Source organism: Streptomyces sp. NPDC050121, assembly GCF_044460385.1.
Classification (GTDB): domain Bacteria; phylum Actinomycetota; class Actinomycetes; order Streptomycetales; family Streptomycetaceae; genus Streptomyces; species Streptomyces soliscabiei.
Genome location: NZ_JBITJV010000005.1, coordinates 185353 through 201644, shown reverse-complemented (window position 1 = coordinate 201644; position 16292 = coordinate 185353). Strand labels below are relative to the sequence as shown.

The 16292-nt window shown below is 70.7% G+C and carries 19 protein-coding genes and 5 tRNA genes; 17 read left to right on the top strand and 7 right to left on the bottom strand.

The annotated features are described in order from the left end of the window. The first annotated feature begins 28 nt into the window (after positions 1-28). The 6 genes from ACIBTS_RS10550 to ACIBTS_RS10525 all read left to right on the top strand — a co-directional run bounded on the left by ACIBTS_RS10550 (position 29) and on the right by ACIBTS_RS10525 (position 1359). Entirely contained in the window at positions 29-760 is a 732-nt protein-coding gene (locus ACIBTS_RS10550) for an HAD family hydrolase (protein ID WP_399318218.1), read from the top strand. Positions 761-851: 91 nt separating this feature from the next. Beyond that, positions 852-923 (top strand) — tRNA-Gln (locus ACIBTS_RS10545). Positions 924-944: 21 nt separating this feature from the next. Continuing rightward, a tRNA-Glu gene (locus tag ACIBTS_RS10540) sits at positions 945-1017 on the top strand. A 62-nt stretch (positions 1018-1079) separates the two neighbouring features. Continuing rightward, positions 1080-1152, top strand: a tRNA-Glu gene (locus ACIBTS_RS10535). 20 nt (positions 1153-1172) lie between these two features. Further along, positions 1173-1244, top strand: a tRNA-Gln gene (locus ACIBTS_RS10530). A 42-nt stretch (positions 1245-1286) separates the two neighbouring features. Beyond that, a tRNA-Glu gene (locus ACIBTS_RS10525) sits at positions 1287-1359 on the top strand. Positions 1360-1410: 51 nt separating this feature from the next. Here ACIBTS_RS10525 and ACIBTS_RS10520 read toward each other — a convergent pair. Beyond that, positions 1411-2055 (bottom strand): MerR family transcriptional regulator, encoded by a 645-nt coding sequence (locus ACIBTS_RS10520; protein ID WP_399318216.1) that lies wholly within the window; start codon positions 2053-2055, stop codon positions 1411-1413. A 38-nt stretch (positions 2056-2093) separates the two neighbouring features. Here ACIBTS_RS10520 and ACIBTS_RS10515 point away from each other — a divergent pair, with 38 nt between their 5' ends. After that, on the top strand, positions 2094-2603 hold the full coding sequence (locus ACIBTS_RS10515) for a DUF4188 domain-containing protein (RefSeq protein ID WP_399318215.1): 510 nt from the start codon (positions 2094-2096) through the stop codon (positions 2601-2603). Positions 2604-2685: 82 nt separating this feature from the next. Here ACIBTS_RS10515 and ndgR read toward each other — a convergent pair whose 3' ends face one another. Next, positions 2686-3402, bottom strand: a complete 717-nt coding sequence (ndgR, locus tag ACIBTS_RS10510) for an IclR family transcriptional regulator NdgR (protein ID WP_007384919.1) — start codon at positions 3400-3402, stop codon at positions 2686-2688. A 198-nt stretch (positions 3403-3600) separates the two neighbouring features. Between ndgR and leuC the strand changes: the two genes are divergently transcribed. From leuC to ACIBTS_RS10490, 4 genes are all read left to right on the top strand, one after another. Continuing rightward, on the top strand, positions 3601-5031 hold the full coding sequence (leuC, locus tag ACIBTS_RS10505; RefSeq protein WP_399318213.1) for a 3-isopropylmalate dehydratase large subunit: 1431 nt from the start codon (positions 3601-3603) through the stop codon (positions 5029-5031). A 6-nt stretch (positions 5032-5037) separates the two neighbouring features. Further along, positions 5038-5631 (top strand): 3-isopropylmalate dehydratase small subunit, encoded by a 594-nt coding sequence (gene leuD, locus ACIBTS_RS10500; RefSeq protein ID WP_399318211.1) that lies wholly within the window; start codon positions 5038-5040, stop codon positions 5629-5631. A gap of 276 nt (positions 5632-5907) precedes the next feature. Then, positions 5908-6138: a hypothetical protein gene (locus tag ACIBTS_RS10495; RefSeq protein WP_079659269.1), complete on the top strand. Its 231-nt coding sequence runs from the start codon at positions 5908-5910 to the stop codon at positions 6136-6138. A 138-nt stretch (positions 6139-6276) separates the two neighbouring features. Beyond that, on the top strand, positions 6277-6927 hold the full coding sequence (locus ACIBTS_RS10490) for an HU family DNA-binding protein (RefSeq protein WP_399318209.1): 651 nt from the start codon (positions 6277-6279) through the stop codon (positions 6925-6927). Between the two features lie 68 nt (positions 6928-6995). Here the strand turns inward: ACIBTS_RS10490 and ACIBTS_RS10485 are convergent, their stop codons facing one another. Then, positions 6996-7208 carry a hypothetical protein gene (locus ACIBTS_RS10485; RefSeq protein WP_399318206.1) on the bottom strand — a complete coding sequence of 71 codons (213 nt, stop codon included), beginning with the start codon at positions 7206-7208 and terminating at the stop codon, positions 6996-6998. Between the two features lie 9 nt (positions 7209-7217). Then, positions 7218-7856, bottom strand: a complete 639-nt coding sequence (gene cofC, locus ACIBTS_RS10480; RefSeq protein ID WP_399318204.1) for a 2-phospho-L-lactate guanylyltransferase — start codon at positions 7854-7856, stop codon at positions 7218-7220. Between the two features lie 163 nt (positions 7857-8019). On the opposite strand from cofC, the gene ACIBTS_RS10475 reads away from it, so the two are divergent. Genes ACIBTS_RS10475 through ACIBTS_RS10465 form a run of 3 tightly spaced genes read left to right on the top strand, consistent with a single transcriptional unit; the run spans position 8020 to position 11085 of the window. Beyond that, positions 8020-8862 carry a lysophospholipid acyltransferase family protein gene (locus tag ACIBTS_RS10475; RefSeq protein ID WP_399318202.1) on the top strand — a complete coding sequence of 281 codons (843 nt, stop codon included), beginning with the start codon at positions 8020-8022 and terminating at the stop codon, positions 8860-8862. Continuing rightward, complete coding sequence (locus tag ACIBTS_RS10470) at positions 8859-9869, top strand: NAD(P)H-dependent glycerol-3-phosphate dehydrogenase (RefSeq protein ID WP_399318200.1); 1011 nt, start codon at positions 8859-8861, stop codon at positions 9867-9869. Before ACIBTS_RS10475 ends, ACIBTS_RS10470 begins: the two co-directional genes overlap by 4 nt. A 58-nt stretch (positions 9870-9927) precedes the next feature. Further along, a complete protein-coding gene (locus ACIBTS_RS10465; RefSeq protein ID WP_319671533.1) occupies positions 9928-11085 on the top strand; it encodes a D-alanine--D-alanine ligase family protein in 1158 nt (385 codons plus the stop codon). A 28-nt stretch (positions 11086-11113) separates the two neighbouring features. Here the strand turns inward: ACIBTS_RS10465 and ACIBTS_RS10460 are convergent, their stop codons facing one another. Both ACIBTS_RS10460 and ACIBTS_RS10455 read right to left on the bottom strand, forming a co-directional pair. Next, entirely contained in the window at positions 11114-11614 is a 501-nt protein-coding gene (locus ACIBTS_RS10460; protein ID WP_319671532.1) for a DUF3515 domain-containing protein, read from the bottom strand. Between the two features lie 20 nt (positions 11615-11634). Next, a complete protein-coding gene (locus tag ACIBTS_RS10455; RefSeq protein WP_079659261.1) occupies positions 11635-11868 on the bottom strand; it encodes an Lrp/AsnC family transcriptional regulator in 234 nt (77 codons plus the stop codon). A gap of 206 nt (positions 11869-12074) precedes the next feature. On the opposite strand from ACIBTS_RS10455, the gene ACIBTS_RS10450 reads away from it, so the two are divergent. Beyond that, positions 12075-13040: a thiamine-phosphate kinase gene (locus tag ACIBTS_RS10450; protein ID WP_079659260.1), complete on the top strand. Its 966-nt coding sequence runs from the start codon at positions 12075-12077 to the stop codon at positions 13038-13040. After that, entirely contained in the window at positions 13037-13852 is an 816-nt protein-coding gene (thiD, locus tag ACIBTS_RS10445; RefSeq protein ID WP_399318198.1) for a bifunctional hydroxymethylpyrimidine kinase/phosphomethylpyrimidine kinase, read from the top strand. The genes ACIBTS_RS10450 and thiD overlap by 4 nt, the downstream gene beginning before the upstream one ends. Before the next feature lie 180 nt (positions 13853-14032). Here the strand turns inward: thiD and rpmB are convergent, their stop codons facing one another. Next, entirely contained in the window at positions 14033-14218 is a 186-nt protein-coding gene (rpmB, locus tag ACIBTS_RS10440; RefSeq protein ID WP_007384934.1) for a 50S ribosomal protein L28, read from the bottom strand. 276 nt (positions 14219-14494) lie between these two features. Here rpmB and ACIBTS_RS10435 point away from each other — a divergent pair, with 276 nt between their 5' ends. Beyond that, the gene (locus ACIBTS_RS10435; protein WP_399318196.1) at positions 14495-16207 is read left to right on the top strand and encodes a DAK2 domain-containing protein; all 1713 of its coding nucleotides are present in this window, start codon (positions 14495-14497) and stop codon (positions 16205-16207) included. Positions 16208-16292 lie beyond the last annotated feature (85 nt).

The window sequence follows — 16292 nt, the reverse complement described above, 5'->3', positions numbered from 1 at the left end:
TGTGCCAGCTCGCGATACCGTCGGGGACATGAGCATTCGCGCCGTGGTCTGGGACGTGGACGACACCCTTTTCGACTACACGACCGCGGACCGCGAAGGCATGCGGTCGTATCTGACGGCCGAGAGGCTGCTCGAGAGGTTCGGGACCGCGGAGCAGGCGCTCGCGCGGTGGCGCGAGGTCACCGACCAGCAGTGGGCGCGGTTCTCGGCGGGCGGGATCACCTTCGAGGACCAGCGCCGGGACCGGGTACGGCTGTTCCTGGAGCGCGAGATGACGGACGCGGAGGCCGACGACTGGTTCGTGCGGTACCGCCCGCACTACGAGGCCGCCTGGTCGCTCTTCCCGGACGTCCTGCCCGTCCTGGACGCCCTCGCCGCCAGTCACCGCCACGCGGTGCTCTCCAACTCCAGCATCCACGTCCAGGACCACAAGCTGCGCGTCCTCGGCGTCCACGACCGCTTCGAGGCCATCCTGTGCGCCGCGGAGCTCGGCGTCTCCAAGCCGGACGCCGGCGCGTTCCTCGCGGCCTGCGAGGCCCTGTCCCTGCCCCCGGACCAGGTGGCCTACGTCGGCGACCACCCGGAGATCGACGGCCGGGGCGCCGCCGACGCCGGACTGCTCTCGGTGTGGATCGACCGCTACGGCGGCACGGCGACCGTGGAGGCCCCGGTGGGACGGCACCGGATCGCCACCCTCGCCGAACTCCCGGCGATCCTCGGCTCGGATACCCGTTTTGGAGCGCAGTCCACCTTCGGGTAATGTTCTTCCTGCGCCGCCGGGGAGCGGGCCGAAAGGCCGGAACCGGAGGAGCGAAACTAGAACAAGATCCCCTACGGGGCTTGCGTTCCAGTGGCCTATGGTGTAATTGGCAGCACGACTGATTCTGGTTCAGTTAGTCTAGGTTCGAGTCCTGGTAGGCCAGCTCGCAGAGCTCATCTGCAAAGCCCCCGTTGTGTAGCGGCCTAGCACGCTGCCCTCTCAAGGCAGTAGCGCCGGTTCGAATCCGGTCGGGGGTACAGATCCTTCCCAGGAAGACAGTCCGGGTCGCACCCGCTGGCTCTCATGCAGGATCGCTAGGGCCCCCGTTGTGTAGCGGCCTAGCACGCCGCCCTCTCAAGGCGGTAGCGCCGGTTCGAATCCGGTCGGGGGTACGATTCAGCTTGAATCACCTTGGTCTATGGTGTAATTGGCAACACTACGGTTTCTGGTACCGTCATTCTAGGTTCGAGTCCTGGTAGACCAGCTCGGCTCTGCGGCGTGTAAGTTAAACGCTTGCAAGATCCTCGCCCCCGTTGTGTAGCGGCCTAGCACGCCGCCCTCTCAAGGCGGTAGCGCCGGTTCGAATCCGGTCGGGGGTACGCAGTCCGACAGGGCCTCCACTTCGGTGGGGGCCCTTCGGCGTTCCCGGCTCATTCGAAGCCGTACCGCCGCGCCGCCTCCTCCTCCTGCGCCAGCCGGTGCAGCGCCTGCAACATCGGCTCGACCAGGATCGCGCCCAGCACCGCCGCCTCGATCCGCTCCGACTCCGACTCCTGCGTCTCCACGAAGTCCAGATCGAGCCCGGCCGCCCGGTGCATCAACCGGGCGTAGGCCAAGAGCAGTTCGGCGTCCCACTCATAGCCGAGGCGGCGCATCGCGGCCACCGCCACCACCAGCGAGCGGTAGGCGGGGGAGACGGTCGTCAGCAGGCGGGCGTTTGACCAGCCCAGGGTGCGCAGCAGTTCGTCCGCCTCCAGCTGGGCGGCGCGCACGTACTCGTCCTCCGCGTCCGGCGCGGGGACCTGCGGCAGCGCCCAAAGGGCCGCGCCGAGGCGGACCGTGCGGCCCAGGGAGTCGTCGTCGACATGCCCGAGCACCTCGCGGACCGTGGCCACCGGCAGCCGGCCCACCTGGATCATCGCGCGCACCAGCCGCAGCCGGCGCAGATGCTCCTCGTCGTACTCGGCGGTAGTCAGGTTGATCTGGCGGCCGGGCGGCAGGAGACCTTCGCGCAGGTAGTACTTGATCGTCGCGGTGGAGACACCGCTGCGTTCGCTCAGCTCGGCCAGCCGCATGCCTTGCGCCCTTCCTTGGTCAGCGGCACTATCCAAGCATGTCTGTCGCAGCGAACCGCACCACCGCCGACGCCCGCGGAGACGTGGTCGTCCTGCTGATCGGGATGCGCGTCAACCGCTTCTGGGCCGTGCACCAGTGGGTGCCGGTCATGCTGGCCATGCTCCGCATGCTGGCCGAGCTCAAGAAGGATCCCGGGCGTGGGCTGCTCTCCCGCGTGCTGCTGACGGCCTCCCCGAGGACGTACTACGTCGTCCAGTACTGGGAGTCCAAGGAGAAGCTGTACGCCTACGCGAGTGCGCCCGACGCGTTCCACCATCGCGCGTGGGCGAAGATCAACCGCCTGGAGAAGGACGGGAAGGTGCGCGGGCACGTGGGGATCTGGCACGAGGCGTATGTCGTGCCGGAGGGCTCGTACGAGGCGGTCTACGGCGACATGCCGGCGTTCGGCCTCGCGGCCGCGCACGGGCAGGTGCCGATGGGGGAGCGGGGGCGCTATGCGAAGGACCGGTACGCGTACCGGTCGGAGCAGACGGAGTCGAAGGCCTGAGCGGGGCCGGGAAGAGCCTGCCGCGGCGTTGAGGCCGGCTCTTTTCCGGGCGTGTGCTCGGCGCGCGCGGTGGAGGGGCGGCTCAGCCCGTCCTGCGCAGGGCCTCCGACAGGCGGGCCGCCGCATCGATGACCGCCTGGGCGTGCATACGGCCCGGGTGGCGGGTCAGCCGCTCGATCGGGCCCGAGACGGAGACGGCGGCCACCACACGGTTGGAGGGGCCGCGCACGGGCGCCGAGACGGACGCGACGCCCGGCTCGCGCTCGCCGATGGACTGGGCCCAGCCGCGGCGCCGTACGCCCGACAGGGCCGTCGCCGTGAAACGGGCGCCCTGCAGACCCCGGTGCAGACGCTCCGGCTCCTCCCAGGCCATCAGGATCTGGGCCGAGGAGCCGGCCTTCATCGTGAGCGTGGAGCCGACCGGGACCGTGTCCCGAAGGCCGGACAGGCGTTCCGCCGCGGCCACGCAGATGCGCATGTCGCCCTGGCGGCGGTAGAGCTGTGCGCTCTCGCCCGTGATGTCGCGCAGATGGGTGAGCACCGGGCCCGCGGTCGCCAGGAGGCGGTCCTCGCCCGCTGCCGCGGCCAGCTCGGCCAGACGGGGGCCGAGGATGAAACGGCCCTGCATGTCGCGCGCCACCATACGGTGGTGTTCCAAAGCCACGGCCAGGCGGTGGGCCGTGGGTCGTGCGAGTCCGGTGGCAGCGACCAAGCCTGCGAGGGTGGCCGGACCGGACTCCAGGGCGCTCAGGACAAGGGCTGCCTTGTCCAGAACGCCGACGCCGCTACTGTTGTCCATGCAACGATACTCCCGTCTCACTCTGTGAAACGCAAGTTCATTTTTCCGTGAGACGCGCAACCCTTGGATGCATGACGGCCCGCGGACCAACGGGCCTGGCGGCGGTTGCCCGGAAACGCCGAGAAACACGACCGTGGGCGTCGCCTCCACAAGATCTCTAGTTGGGCCGGCGCACCTTTGCCGGCCGGAGGGAAAGCGATGGGTAGGACACTCGCGGAGAAGGTCTGGGACGACCACGTCGTCCGGCGCGCCGAGGGCGAGCCCGACCTCCTCTTCATCGATCTGCACCTGCTGCACGAGGTGACCAGCCCCCAGGCCTTCGACGGCCTCCGTCAGAACGGCCGCCCCGTGCGCCGTCTCGACCTCACCATCGCGACCGAGGACCACAACACCCCGACCCTCGACATCGACAAGCCGATCGCCGACCCGGTCTCGCGCGCCCAGCTGGAGACGCTGCGCAAGAACTGCGCCGAGTTCGGCGTGCGACTGCACCCGCTCGGCGACGTCGAGCAGGGCGTCGTGCACGTCGTCGGCCCGCAGCTGGGTCTGACCCAGCCCGGCATGACCGTCGTCTGCGGTGACTCCCACACCTCCACGCACGGCGCGTTCGGCGCGCTGGCGTTCGGTATCGGCACCTCGCAGGTCGAGCATGTGCTGGCCACCCAGACGCTGCCGCTGGCCCGCCCCAAGACCATGGCGATCACGGTCGACGGCGAGCTGCCCGACGGCGTCACCGCCAAGGACCTGATCCTGGCGATCATCGCCAGGATCGGCACCGGCGGCGGCCAGGGCTACATCCTCGAGTACCGCGGCTCCGCCATCGAGAAGCTCTCGATGGAAGCCCGGATGACCATCTGCAACATGTCGATCGAGGCCGGCGCCCGCGCGGGCATGATCGCCCCGGACGAGACGACCTTCGAGTACATCAAGGGCCGCGCCCACGCCCCCGAGGGCGAGGACTGGGACGCCGCGGTCGCGTACTGGAAGACGCTGAAGACGGACGCCGACGCCGAGTTCGACGCCGAGGTCGTCATCGACGCCGCCGCGCTGTCGCCGTTCGTCACCTGGGGCACCAACCCGGGCCAGGGCGCGCCGCTTTCGGCGGACGTCCCCGACCCTGCTTCGTACGAAGACGCTTCGGAGCGCCTCGCCGCCGAAAAGGCCCTGGAATACATGGGGTTGGAGGCCGGACAGCCGCTGCGCACCATCAAGGTGGACACCGTCTTCGTAGGCTCCTGCACCAACGGCCGCATCGAGGACCTGCGCGCGGCCGCCGCGATCGTCGAGGGCCGCAAAGTCGCCGACGGCGTACGGATGCTGGTCGTCCCGGGCTCCGCGCGGGTCGGTCTGCAGGCCGTTTCCGAGGGTCTGGACGTCGTCTTCAAGGAGGCCGGCGCCGAATGGCGGCACGCGGGCTGCTCGATGTGTCTGGGCATGAACCCGGACCAGCTGGCCCCCGGTGAGCGCTCCGCGTCCACCTCCAACCGCAACTTCGAGGGCCGGCAGGGCAAGGGCGGTCGTACGCACCTGGTGTCGCCGCAGGTCGCGGCCGCCACGGCCGTCCTGGGCCACCTGGCCTCCCCGGCCGACCTGTCCGACGCCGAGACCCGTACGCCCGCTGGAGTCTGAGAAGTCATGGAAGCATTCACCACGCACACCGGCCGGGCCGTCCCGCTGCGCCGCTCCAACGTCGACACCGACCAGATCATCCCTGCTCACTGGCTCAAGAAGGTCACGCGGGACGGGTTCGAGGACGGGCTGTTCGAGGCCTGGCGCAAGGACGAGACGTTCATCCTCAACCGGCCCGAGCGGCAGGGCGCCACGGTTCTGGTCGCCGGGCCCGACTTCGGCACCGGTTCCTCCCGTGAGCACGCCGTCTGGGCGCTGCAGAACTACGGCTTCAAGACCGTGATCTCGTCCCGGTTCGCCGACATCTTCCGCGGCAACTCGCTCAAGAACGGCCTGCTCACGGTGGTGATCGAGCAGAAGATCGTGGACGCGCTGTGGGAGCTCACGGAGAAGGACCCGCAGGCCGAGATCACCGTCGACCTCGAGGCCCGCGAGGTGCGCGCCGAGGGGATCACCGCCTCCTTCGAGCTGGACGAGAACTCCCGCTGGCGGCTGCTGAACGGGCTGGACGACATCTCCATCACCCTCCAGAACGAGGGCGACATCTCCGCGTACGAGGCCAAGCGGCCGTCGTACAAGCCGAGGACGCTCCAGGGCTGACCCAGGAGCCCCGAGGAGGCCCTGAGCAGGTCGAGTTTCGGCCACCGCGACACCCCCGCCGTACCCCCGATCGGACCGATCGGGGGTACGGCTGTTTCTGTACCCGTTCGGCCCCGACACCCTTCGCCGTTCTTGCCAACTTCCCACGTTAGGACGGGTGTTGCTTGGGTACGCGCCCTGTACGGACATGACCGCCGGAAGTGCCCGGACGGCCGTTTGAGGCGGTAGTTGCCCCCTGAGCGGGCGACAACTCGCCCCAGATGGCACAATCTGTGCATGGAACACGACGGCCAACTCGAGCTCTATACGGCGGTCGCGAACCAGCTCAAGGAAGCGCACACAAGGGTGCGCGCACTGCAAGTCCCGGAGGGCGTACGGATGGCGCTGACCCGGAAGCTGCTGGTCATTACGGCCGCGGCCAAGCACGATCTCGCCGATGCGACAAGGCGTCTGGAGCGGTTCATGGCGGACCTCGACGAGGGGCGAATGCCCGAAGAGGAGCGCTGATCGCCTCCGGGGCGGCCGATTTCGTTGCGGCACAAGGGTGATTAGCCCGTTTCGTGTTTGATTTGCGGTATATATCTGCCTAACGTGCGAAAAAGCTTGAACACTTTCGTTCTGGCGAATGTCTCCGAAGGGGAAGACGTGAACAAGGCGCAGCTCGTAGAAGCAATTGCCGACAAGCTGGGCGGCCGCCAGCAGGCCGCCGAGGCGGTCGACGCGGTCCTGGACGCCATCGTCCGCGCGACCGTCGCCGGCGACCGGGTCTCGGTCACCGGCTTCGGTTCGTTCGAGAAGGTCGACCGGCCGGCCCGCTACGCTCGCAACCCCCAGACGGGCGAGCGGGTTCGGGTCAAGAAGACGTCGGTGCCGCGCTTCCGCGCAGGCCAGGGCTTCAAGGACCTGGTGAGCGGCTCGAAGAAGCTCCCGCGCGGCGGCGAGGTCGCCGTCAAGAAGGCCCCCAAGGGCAGCCTGACCGGCGGTGCTTCCGCCACGGTCAAGAAGGCCGCCGCGAAGAAGGCGACCACGAAGACGGCCGCCGCGAAGCGGACCGCCGCCGCCAAGAAGACGACGGCCGCCGCGAAGAAGACCACGGCCACCGCGAAGAAGGCCACCGCGAAGAAGGCCACCACCAAGACGACGGCGGCCGCCAAGAAGACGACCACCGCGAAGACGGCCGCCGCCAAGAAGACCACGGCCAAGAAGGCCCCGGCGAAGAAGGCGACGGCCACGAAGGCTCCCGCCAAGAAGTCGACCGCGCGCAAGACCACCGCCAAGAAGGCCACCGCCCGCTAGGCGCAAGCCAGCAGGGGCACTCACGCGCCGGGCCGGACTCCCTCACGGAAGTCCGGCCCGCGGCGTGTTCAGAACGTCTGCAGCGTCACCAGGGTGATCCGGGGAGCGTCCTTCGGATCCTGCGGCTGCGCCACCTCGATCCGGACCCGCTGCCCGGGCCGCAGCAGCCGCAGCCCGCCCGCGTCGAACGCCGACGCGTCGAAGGGCACCGGCGTGCCGTCGTCCAGCAGCACCTGCCCGCTGCGCGTGCCGGGGTCGTACGTGTATGCGGTCGCCTGCATGGCGGCAGCCTACTGCCCCGCGGTCAGCAACCGCGCCGCCGCCGCGGCCGTTCGGGGGCCCACGCCCAGGGACAGGGCCGTGCGCAGGTCCTCGCCGGTGTCGACGTCCTGGCGTACGGAATCCACCCCGTCGAGAAGGAGTTCCACGGCGCCGGAAGCGCGATGCCGGGCGCGGGAATCCGTGCCGAATGCGGGGAGCAATTCACGGCCGGCGGCCACTGCGAGAAGCGTGGTGCCGATTGCGGCCGCGTCCGGGAGAAAAGCGCGGGGGAATTCCGTGGCCGCGTCCAGGACCCGGGCCAATTCCGCCGGGCGCAGGGCCGGCAGATCCGCGTTGAGGGCCGCGAGCGGGGAATCGGGGCGTACGGCGCGTACGGCGGCCGCTCCGTGGGTCAGAGCCGCGTTCAGGCCCGTGCGCGGCTCGCCGGGGACGATGCGGGCGCCCAGGGCCGCCAGGGTGCGTCCGGCCAGCGCGTCGTCCGTGACTACTGCCACATCCCGCACCGCAGGTGAGGCCAGCGCCGCCGCCACGGTGTCCTCGGCGAAGGCGAGGGCGAGGCCCGGGCGCAGGCCGTCGGTCGCGGTGTCCGCGAGCCTGCTCTTGGCCAGCGCCAAGGGCTTCAGGGGTATGACCAAGGTCCACTCCACCGGCGTACCGTCCCTCTCTTGTCGCGGCCATTGTCACCCGGCCCATTCGCCGCTCGGGCGGGCGGGCGTACCGTGTTCTCGACAGACCGGCGGCCCGGGGCGACACTTGTGCGGCCCCAGGCCCGGGAGCAGGCCTTGGGAAGTCCTAGAGGAAGGTGTCCGCGTGCCCCGCCGCAGAATCGGCTTCTGGTACCGCTTCGCAGCGGTCCTCTGCAAACCCTGGCTGGTGGTTCTGATCAAGCGGGACTGGCGCGGAATGGAGCACATTCCGGTCGACGGCGGCTTTATCACCGCGGTGAACCACAATTCGCACGTCGACCCGTTCGCCTACGCGCACTTCCAGTACAACACCGGACGGGTGCCGCGTTTCCTGGCGAAGAGCGCGCTTTTCAAGGACGGATTCGTCGGCGCCGCGATGCGCGGGACCGGACAGATCCCCGTCTACCGCGAGAGCACGGACGCGCTGAGCGCCTTCCGGGCCGCGATCGACGCCGTGGAACGCGGCGAGTGCGTCGCGTTCTACCCCGAGGGCACCCTCACCCGCGACCCCGACGGCTGGCCCATGACCGCCAAGACCGGTGCCGCGCGCGTCGCCCTGCAGACCAAGTGCCCCGTGATCCCGGTCGCCCAGTGGGGCGCCAACGAACTGCTCCCGCCGTACGCCAAGAAGCCCAACCTCCTTCCGCGCAAGACCCACCATGTGCTCGCGGGGCCGCCCGTGGACCTCTCGCGGTTCTACGGCAGGGAGATGACGCCGGAGCTGCTGAAGGAGGCGACCGAGGTCATCATGGCCGCCGTCACCGCGCAGCTGGAGGAGATCCGGGGCGAGAAGGCACCCGAGACGCCCTACGACCCGCGCCGGGAGCGGATCGAGCAGCGCCGCCGCACCCGGGCGCAGACCGGCACGGAAACAGGCGCGGAAACAGGCGCGGAGACGGGCGCAGGCGCAGGAACGGGCGCGGAGATGGGCGCCGAGATCAGTCACGAGGGGGAGAACAGCAAGTGAGCAAGTCCGTGAAGGCGGCGGTGTTCAGCGCCGGTTCGTGGGGGACGGCCTTCGGCATGGTGCTCGCCGACGCGGGGTGCGAGGTCACCCTGTGGGCGCGCCGCCTGGAGGTGGCAGAGGCGATCAACACCGCCCGCGCCAACCCCGACTACTTCCCCGGCGTCGAGCTTCCGGAGAACCTGCGGGCCACGACGGACCCCGCCGAGGCCGCCGCCGACGCCGACTACACGGTCCTGTCGGTGCCCTCCCAGACCCTGCGCGCCAACCTCGCCGCGTGGACGCCGCTGCTCGCCCCGAACACCGTCCTCGTCTCGCTGATGAAGGGCGTCGAACTCGGTACGACCATGCGGATGAGCGAGGTCATCGAGGACGTCGCCAAGGTGGGCCCGGACCGGATCGCCGTGGTCACCGGACCCAACCTCGCAAAGGAGATCGCCTCCCGGATGCCGGCCGCGGCCGTGGTCGCCTGCACCGACGAGGCCGTCGCGCAGAAACTCCAGGCCGCCTGCCACACGCCGTACTTCCGCCCGTACACCAACACCGACGTGGTGGGCTGCGAGCTGGGCGGTGCGGTGAAGAACGTCATCGGCCTCGCCGTCGGCATCGCGGACGGCATGGGACTCGGCGACAACGCCAAGGGCTCGCTCATCACGCGCGGCCTCGCCGAGACCACCCGACTGGGCCTGGCGATGGGCGCGGACCCGCTCACCTTCGCCGGACTCGCCGGGCTCGGCGACCTGGTGGCCACCTGCTCCTCGCCGCTGTCCCGCAACCACACCTTCGGCACCAACCTCGGCAAGGGCATGACCCTGCAGGAGACCATCGCCGTCACCAGGCAGACCGCCGAGGGCGTCAAGTCCTGTGAGTCGGTGCTGGATCTGGCCCGCCGGCACGGCGTCGACATGCCCATCACCGAGACGGTCGTCGCCATCGTGCACGAGGGCAAGCCTCCGGTGGTCGCCGTCAAGGAGCTGATGTCGCGCAGCGCGAAGCCCGAACGACGCTGAGCGAACCGGCGGGCGGACGCTGACTCCCGGCCCTACCACCGGGTACTCTCAAGCCGATATGAGCACCGAGAACCTCCCCCAGAGCCCTCAGCAGCCCGTCCGCAAGCCGCGGGTGGCCGTCGTCTTCGGCGGCCGCAGCTCCGAGCACGGGATCTCCGTGGTCACCGCCGGCGCGGTCCTGCGGGCCATCGACCGGACCAAGTACGAGGTCCTGCCGATCGGCATCACGCGCGAGGGCCGCTGGTTCCTCACCGCCGACGCGCCCGAACGCATGGCGATCACCGACCGCCGTACGCCCGACGTCGACGAGCTCGCCGAGTCGCGGGACGGCGGCGTGGTGCTCCCCGTCGACCCCGCGAACCGCGAAGTCGTCTACTACGAGGCCGGATCGGTGCCGAAGGCGCTCGGCGAGGTCGACGTCGTCTTCCCGGTGCTGCACGGCCCGTACGGCGAGGACGGCACCCTGCAGGGCCTGCTGGAGCTCTCCGGCGTCCCGTACGTGGGTTCGGGCGTGCTCGCCTCGGCCGTCGGCCAGGACAAGGAGTACATGAAGCGGGTGTTCACCTCCTTCGGGCTCAAGGTCGGCCCGTACGTGGTGATCCGGCCGCGCGAGTGGGAGCAGGACGAGTCGGCCGCCCGCAAGAAGATCGTCGACCTCGCCGGCGAGCACGGCTGGCCGCTCTTCGTGAAGCCCGCGCGCGCGGGCTCGTCGATCGGCATCACCAAGGTCGACGACCTCGCAGGCCTCGACGAGGCGATCGCCGAGGCCCGGCGCCATGACCCGAAGATCCTGGTCGAGGCGGCGCTGCGGGGCCGCGAGATCGAGTGCGGAGTCCTGGAGTTCGAGGACGGCCCCCGCGCCTCCGTCCCGGCCGAGATCCCGCCGCCGGACGCGCACGCGTACTACGACTTCGACGCCAAGTACATCGACTCGACCCCGGGGATCGTCCCGGCGCCGCTGACTGACGAGGAGAGCGCCGAGGTCCGCAGGCTCGCCGTGGACGCCTTCGAGGCGGCGTCCTGCGAGGGGCTGGTGCGCGCGGACTTCTTCCTCACGGAGGACGGCGAGTTCGTCATCAACGAGATCAACACGATGCCCGGCTTCACCCCGATCTCGATGTACCCCGCGATGTGGCAGGCCACCGGAATCGCCTACCCGGAACTGGTGGACCGCCTGATCCAGGCAGCGCTGCGCAGGCCGACGGGTCTGCGTTGATCCGGGGTTGATCCAGGACGTGTGCCAGCTAGTCGGCGATCCCCTCGGGGATCGCCTTCTTGATGGCCGGCGCCAGATCGATCAGCGCGCCGGAGCTGTCCGCGCCGTCCGGCACCGTCACCTCGACATACGCGCTCCGGTTGGCCGTGGTGAAGCGGTTTCCCCCACCGTCCCGCTTCTCCATCAGCCAGTCGACGCCGTTCACCCCGCCGGCCACCGCGTCCGGGTCGGCGCCCTCGGAGACCTTCGGGTCGATCATCTTCGGCGGCTGTGCGACACCACAGCGCAGTATGATCTCCGGGCCTCCCCAGCCCGCGGTCAGCGCGGAGGCGGGCTCGGGATCGTGGCGGCTCTCACCGTCCACCTTCGACGGCAGTGCCTTGTCCAGGTTCCCGCACAGCTTCACGGTCTTCGCACCGGGGCTGGGAACCGACACCGACGCGCTGTCGTCTGCTGAGGAGCAGCCCGCGGCCGTGATCAGCAGGACGAGGACGGGCAGACCGAGCGGCCGGTGACGGAAAAGGTTCACCGGCCAAGGGTAGACGGGGGCTACAGATGCACGACCGGGCAGGTCAGGGTACGGGTGATCCCGTCCACCTGCTGGACCTTGGCGACCACCATCCGGCCGAGGTCGTCCACCGTGTCGGCCTGCGCCCGCACGATCACGTCGTACGGCCCCGTCACGTCCTCGGCCTGGACGACGCCAGGAATCTTGCTGATCTCCTCGGCGACGGTCGACGCCTTGCCGACCTCCGTCTGGATCAGGATGTACGCCTGTACCACGGAACCTCCAGGGCGGCCACGAGGATCATGTGGGGAAAAGGAACGCCACGGTATCGCGTCGCCGCGCGCCGCGGGGAGACCTGCGCGGACCCCGGCACGCGCGCCGGGGCACGGGCATGGCAGAAGTTGACGGCTGACTCGACCGTATCGAGGACACTGGTTATGCGCGACCGGGCACGGACAGGTACAGAAGGGGCCAAAGGGTAATGAAGGGCACTGTTGGTGAGCTCGGCGAGTTCGGGCTCATCAGGGAGCTCACCTCCCGTCTCACCACCACCCCCGCGGTCCGGGTCGGCCCCGGCGACGACGCCGCGGTGGTCGCCGCGCCCGACCGGCGGGTCGTGGCCAGCACCGACATCCTGCTGGAGGGCCGGCACTTCCGCCGCGACTGGTCCACGGCCTACGACGTCGGCCGCAAGGCCGCCGCACAGAACCTCGCCGACATCGCCGCCATGGGCGCGGTGCCCACAGCTCTGCTGCTCGGTCTCGTCGTGCCCGCCGAGCTGCCGGTCACCTGGCCGTCCGAGCTGATGGACGGGTTGCGGGACGAGTGTCAGGTCGCCGGCGCCTCGGTCGTCGGCGGCGACGTCGTACGGGGCGACACGATCATGGTGTCGATCACTGCGCTCGGCGATCTGCGCAACCAGGAGCCGGTCACCCGGGGCGGCGCCCAGCCCGGCGACCTGGTCGCGGTGACCGGCTGGCTGGGCTGGTCCGCAGCCGGGTACGCGGTCCTCTCCCGAGGCTTTCGCTCGCCCCGCGCCTTCGTCGAGGCCCACCGCCGCCCGGAGCCGCCGTACCACGCGGGTCCGGCCGCCGCCTCGCTCGGCGCGACGGCGATGTGCGACGTCAGCGACGGGCTGATCGCCGACCTCGGGCACATCGCCGAGGCCAGCAAGGTCCGCATCGACATCCGCTCCGGCGCCATCGACGTCCCGACGCAGATGCACGACATCGGGCAGGCCGTAGGCGTCGACCCCATCCAGTGGGTGCTGACCGGCGGAGAGGACCACGCGATCGTGGCGACGTTCCCGCCGGACGTGAAGCTGCCCGCCCGCTGGAAGGTGATCGGCGAGGTCCTCAACCCGTCCGCGCTGCCCCAGGTGACGGTCGACGGGGCGCCGTGGACCAGCAAGGGCGGCTGGGACCACTTCGGGGACATGGAGTCGTGAGCGCTTCCGGTGCGCCTCCCCGGGTGCTGACCGTTGCCGGCTCCGACTCCGGCGGCGGGGCCGGCATCCAGGCCGACCTGAAGACGATGCTCGCGCTCGGCGTGCACGGCATGAGCGTGCTCACGGCCGTCACCGCACAGAACTCCCTGGGTGTGCAGGGGGCTTGGGAGCTGCCGGTGGCGGCCGTGCGGGCCCAGTACCGCAGCGTCGTCGACGACATCGGCGTCCAGGCCGTGAAGACGGGCATGCTCGCCTCCGCCGAACTCGTGGAGGCCGTCGCCGAGTTGATCGCCGGCACGGACGCCCCCGTCGTCGTCGACCCGGTCGGTGTCTCCAAGCACGGCGACCCGCTGCTGGCGGCCTCCGCGCTGGACTCCGTACGGACGAAGCTGCTGCCGGCCGCGACCGTCGCCACCCCGAACCTCGACGAGGTGGCCCAACTCACGGGCGTACGGGTCGAGTCGGAGGAGCAGTTGCGGGAAGCGGCGGCCGCCGTGCTCGCGTACGGGCCGCGCTGGGTGCTGATCAAGGGCGGCCATCTCCCCGGTGACGCCGTGGACTTGCTGACGGACGGCGCCGAGGAGCACTGGCTGCGGGCGCCGCGTTACGACAACCGGCACACGCACGGCACGGGCTGCACCCTCGCGTCCGCGATCGCGGCGCAGCTGGCGAAGGGCCGGTCCGTGCCGGAGGCGGTGACGGCGGCCAAGGGGTACGTCACCGGGGCGATCGCGGCCGGGTTCGCGCTCGGCGCGGGGATCGGTCCCGTGGACCACGGCTGGGCCCTCGCATCGGATACGCGCGAGGCTTGAGAACGGCCCGACCTTGCCTGGTCAGGTGTTCGAATGGGTACGTCGATCTTGGGCCTGGCGGAATGCCGGCCGTGCGAGAAGCGGGCACGGCAACGGAGCGGGCACAGCAAGAAGCCGGTCCACACGAGGTGGACCGGCTCGATGCAGCGAACCAGCGGTGGCCGCGCGCTTAGCTGTGCGTCAGCGCGAGACCTTGCCGGCCTTGATGCACGAGGTGCAAACGTTCAGGCGCTTCGGCGTCCCGCCGACCACAGTACGGACGTGCTGGATGTTCGGGTTCCAGCGACGGGACGTACGGCGGTGCGAAAACGACACGCTGTTGCCGAAGCCCGGCCCCTTGCCGCAGACGTCGCAGTTGGCAGCCACGGGTCACTCCAAAGACTTCAGATGCACTTACGGTTGATCCCGGCATGCCGGGATCCAGATCGCAGAATCAGAGATCTGAGTGGCGCTGCCAGGGGGAAAGCCCGATGGGATCGGGCAACCGGAGCAGCATACAACGACTGCGCCAGTACAACGAAACTACCATGCCTGCTCAGCGCCCCGCCCCTGCCCCCGGCCCCGGCCCCACCTCACCTGTTTCCGGTGGACACCGGTCCGGGGTCTACGCTGCGTCCAGTCCGGCAGCTCAAGGAGGCGCAGGTGGCGCAGGTGCCGCAGACATTCTTCGATGCTCTCGCGGTGCGCACCTGGTGCGGCCTCGCGCTCACCGCGTTGGGCCGGGCGCGCGAGGAGATCGACGCGATCAACGTCTACCCGGTCGCGGACGGGGACACCGGCACCAACCTGTACCTGACCGCCGAGTCGGCGGCGACCGCCGTCGAGGCCGTGTTCGCCGGTTACGAGGCCGGTTCCGCACCCGCCGGGAGGCCCTCCCTCGCCGACGCCGCGCGCGCGATGGCGCACGGCGCGCTCATCGGGGCGCGCGGGAACTCGGGGACGATCCTCGCCCAGCTGCTGCGCGGCATGGCCCAGGTGCTCGCCGCCGAGGGTGAGGCCTCTCACACCGACGCGGACGGGCTGCGCTTGGCCCTTCGGCAGGCCGCCGACTCCGCGCGCCAGGCCGTGGCCCACCCCGTCGAGGGCACGGTCCTGTCGGTCGCCTCGGCCGCCGCCGACGCGGCCGGGGGAGCGGAGGGCGACTGCGGGACGGTCGCCCGGGCGGCCTACCAGGGGGCGTGCGCGGCCCTCGCCGCGACCCCGGGGCAGCTGGCGGTCCTGGAGCGTGCCGGGGTCGTGGACGCGGGCGGGCGGGGGCTGGTGGCGGTGCTCGCGGCGCTGGTGGAGACGTTCACGGGGGAGGCGCCGGGGCTCTCCGGCGGCCTGATCGGGTCGGCGGTCGGGTCGGTGTCGGTGGCGCACGCGCGTGTGGAGGCCGTCCAGGCGAAGGTCCCGGCGGAGGACTGCGCCGACGGGCCGGACGGCGGGGGCGGCCCCGCCTTCGAGGTGATCTACCTCCTGGAGGCGGAGGACGCGGCCGTGGCGCGACTGCGGCAGCGGCTCGACGCCTTGGGCGACTCGCTCGTCGTGGTCGGCGGCGACGGCCTGTGGAACGTCCATGTGCACGTGGACGACGCGGGCGCCGCGGTCGAGGCGGGCGTCGAGGCCGGCCGACCCTACCGGATCCGCATCACGCACTTCGGCGCCGACGACGCCCACACGCGCGGGGCTGAGCGTCCGCCCCGTGAACGCGTCCAGCGGGCGGTCGTCGCCGTCGTGCCCGGCGAGGGCCTGGCCGGGCTGTACGCCGAGGCCGGCGCGACCACGGTGCTCGCGCGCCCCGGGGAGCCGCCCGCCAGCGGTGAACTCGTCGAGGCCGTACGACGGGCCCACGCGCGCGAGGTGGTGCTCCTGCCCAACGACGCCGACCTGCGCCATACCGCCGCCGCGGCCGCCGAACAGGCCCGCACGGAGGGCATCCGGGTGGCCCTGATCCCGACCCGCTCCGCGGTCCAGGGGATCGCCGCGCTCGCCGTGCACGAGCCGGAGCGCCGCTTCGACGAGGACGTCGTCTCGATGACCTCGGCGGCCGGCGCCACCCGCCACGCCGAGGTCGTCGTCGCCGAGCGCCAGTCGTGGACCATGGCGGGCATCTGCCAGGCCGGCGACGTCCTCGGGCTCATCGACGGCGACGTGGCCGTCATCGGCTCGGATGTCATCGCCACCGCCGAGGTCGTCCTGAACCGCATGCTGGCGGCGGGCGGGGAACTCGTCACCCTCGTGCTCGGCGACGAGGCCCCCGACGGCGTCTCCGAGCGCCTGGAGACGCGGGTGCGGGAGGCGTATCTCGCCGTGGACACGGTGGTGTACCGGGGTGGACGGCAGGGGGCGTTGCTGTTGATCGGGGTGGAGTAGGGGAGCAAGAGGGCGAGGGGACGGGACGGCAAGAGGGCGAGGGGATCGTTCAACGATCCCCTCGCCCTCTTGCCGCCTTCTTGCT

Coding starts and splice junctions, on each gene's coding strand:
- ACIBTS_RS10550 (WP_399318218.1), top strand. CDS start 29: ATGAGCATTCGCGCCGTGGTCTGGGACGTGGACGACACCCTTTTCGAC.
- ACIBTS_RS10520 (WP_399318216.1), bottom strand. CDS start 2,055: ATGCGGCTGGCCGAGCTGAGCGAACGCAGCGGTGTCTCCACCGCGACG.
- ACIBTS_RS10515 (WP_399318215.1), top strand. CDS start 2,094: ATGTCTGTCGCAGCGAACCGCACCACCGCCGACGCCCGCGGAGACGTG.
- ndgR (WP_007384919.1), bottom strand. CDS start 3,402: ATGGACAACAGTAGCGGCGTCGGCGTTCTGGACAAGGCAGCCCTTGTC.
- leuC (WP_399318213.1), top strand. CDS start 3,601: ATGGGTAGGACACTCGCGGAGAAGGTCTGGGACGACCACGTCGTCCGG.
- leuD (WP_399318211.1), top strand. CDS start 5,038: ATGGAAGCATTCACCACGCACACCGGCCGGGCCGTCCCGCTGCGCCGC.
- ACIBTS_RS10495 (WP_079659269.1), top strand. CDS start 5,908: ATGGAACACGACGGCCAACTCGAGCTCTATACGGCGGTCGCGAACCAG.
- ACIBTS_RS10485 (WP_399318206.1), bottom strand. CDS start 7,208: ATGCAGGCGACCGCATACACGTACGACCCCGGCACGCGCAGCGGGCAG.
- ACIBTS_RS10465 (WP_319671533.1), top strand. CDS start 9,928: ATGAGCACCGAGAACCTCCCCCAGAGCCCTCAGCAGCCCGTCCGCAAG.
- ACIBTS_RS10450 (WP_079659260.1), top strand. CDS start 12,075: ATGAAGGGCACTGTTGGTGAGCTCGGCGAGTTCGGGCTCATCAGGGAG.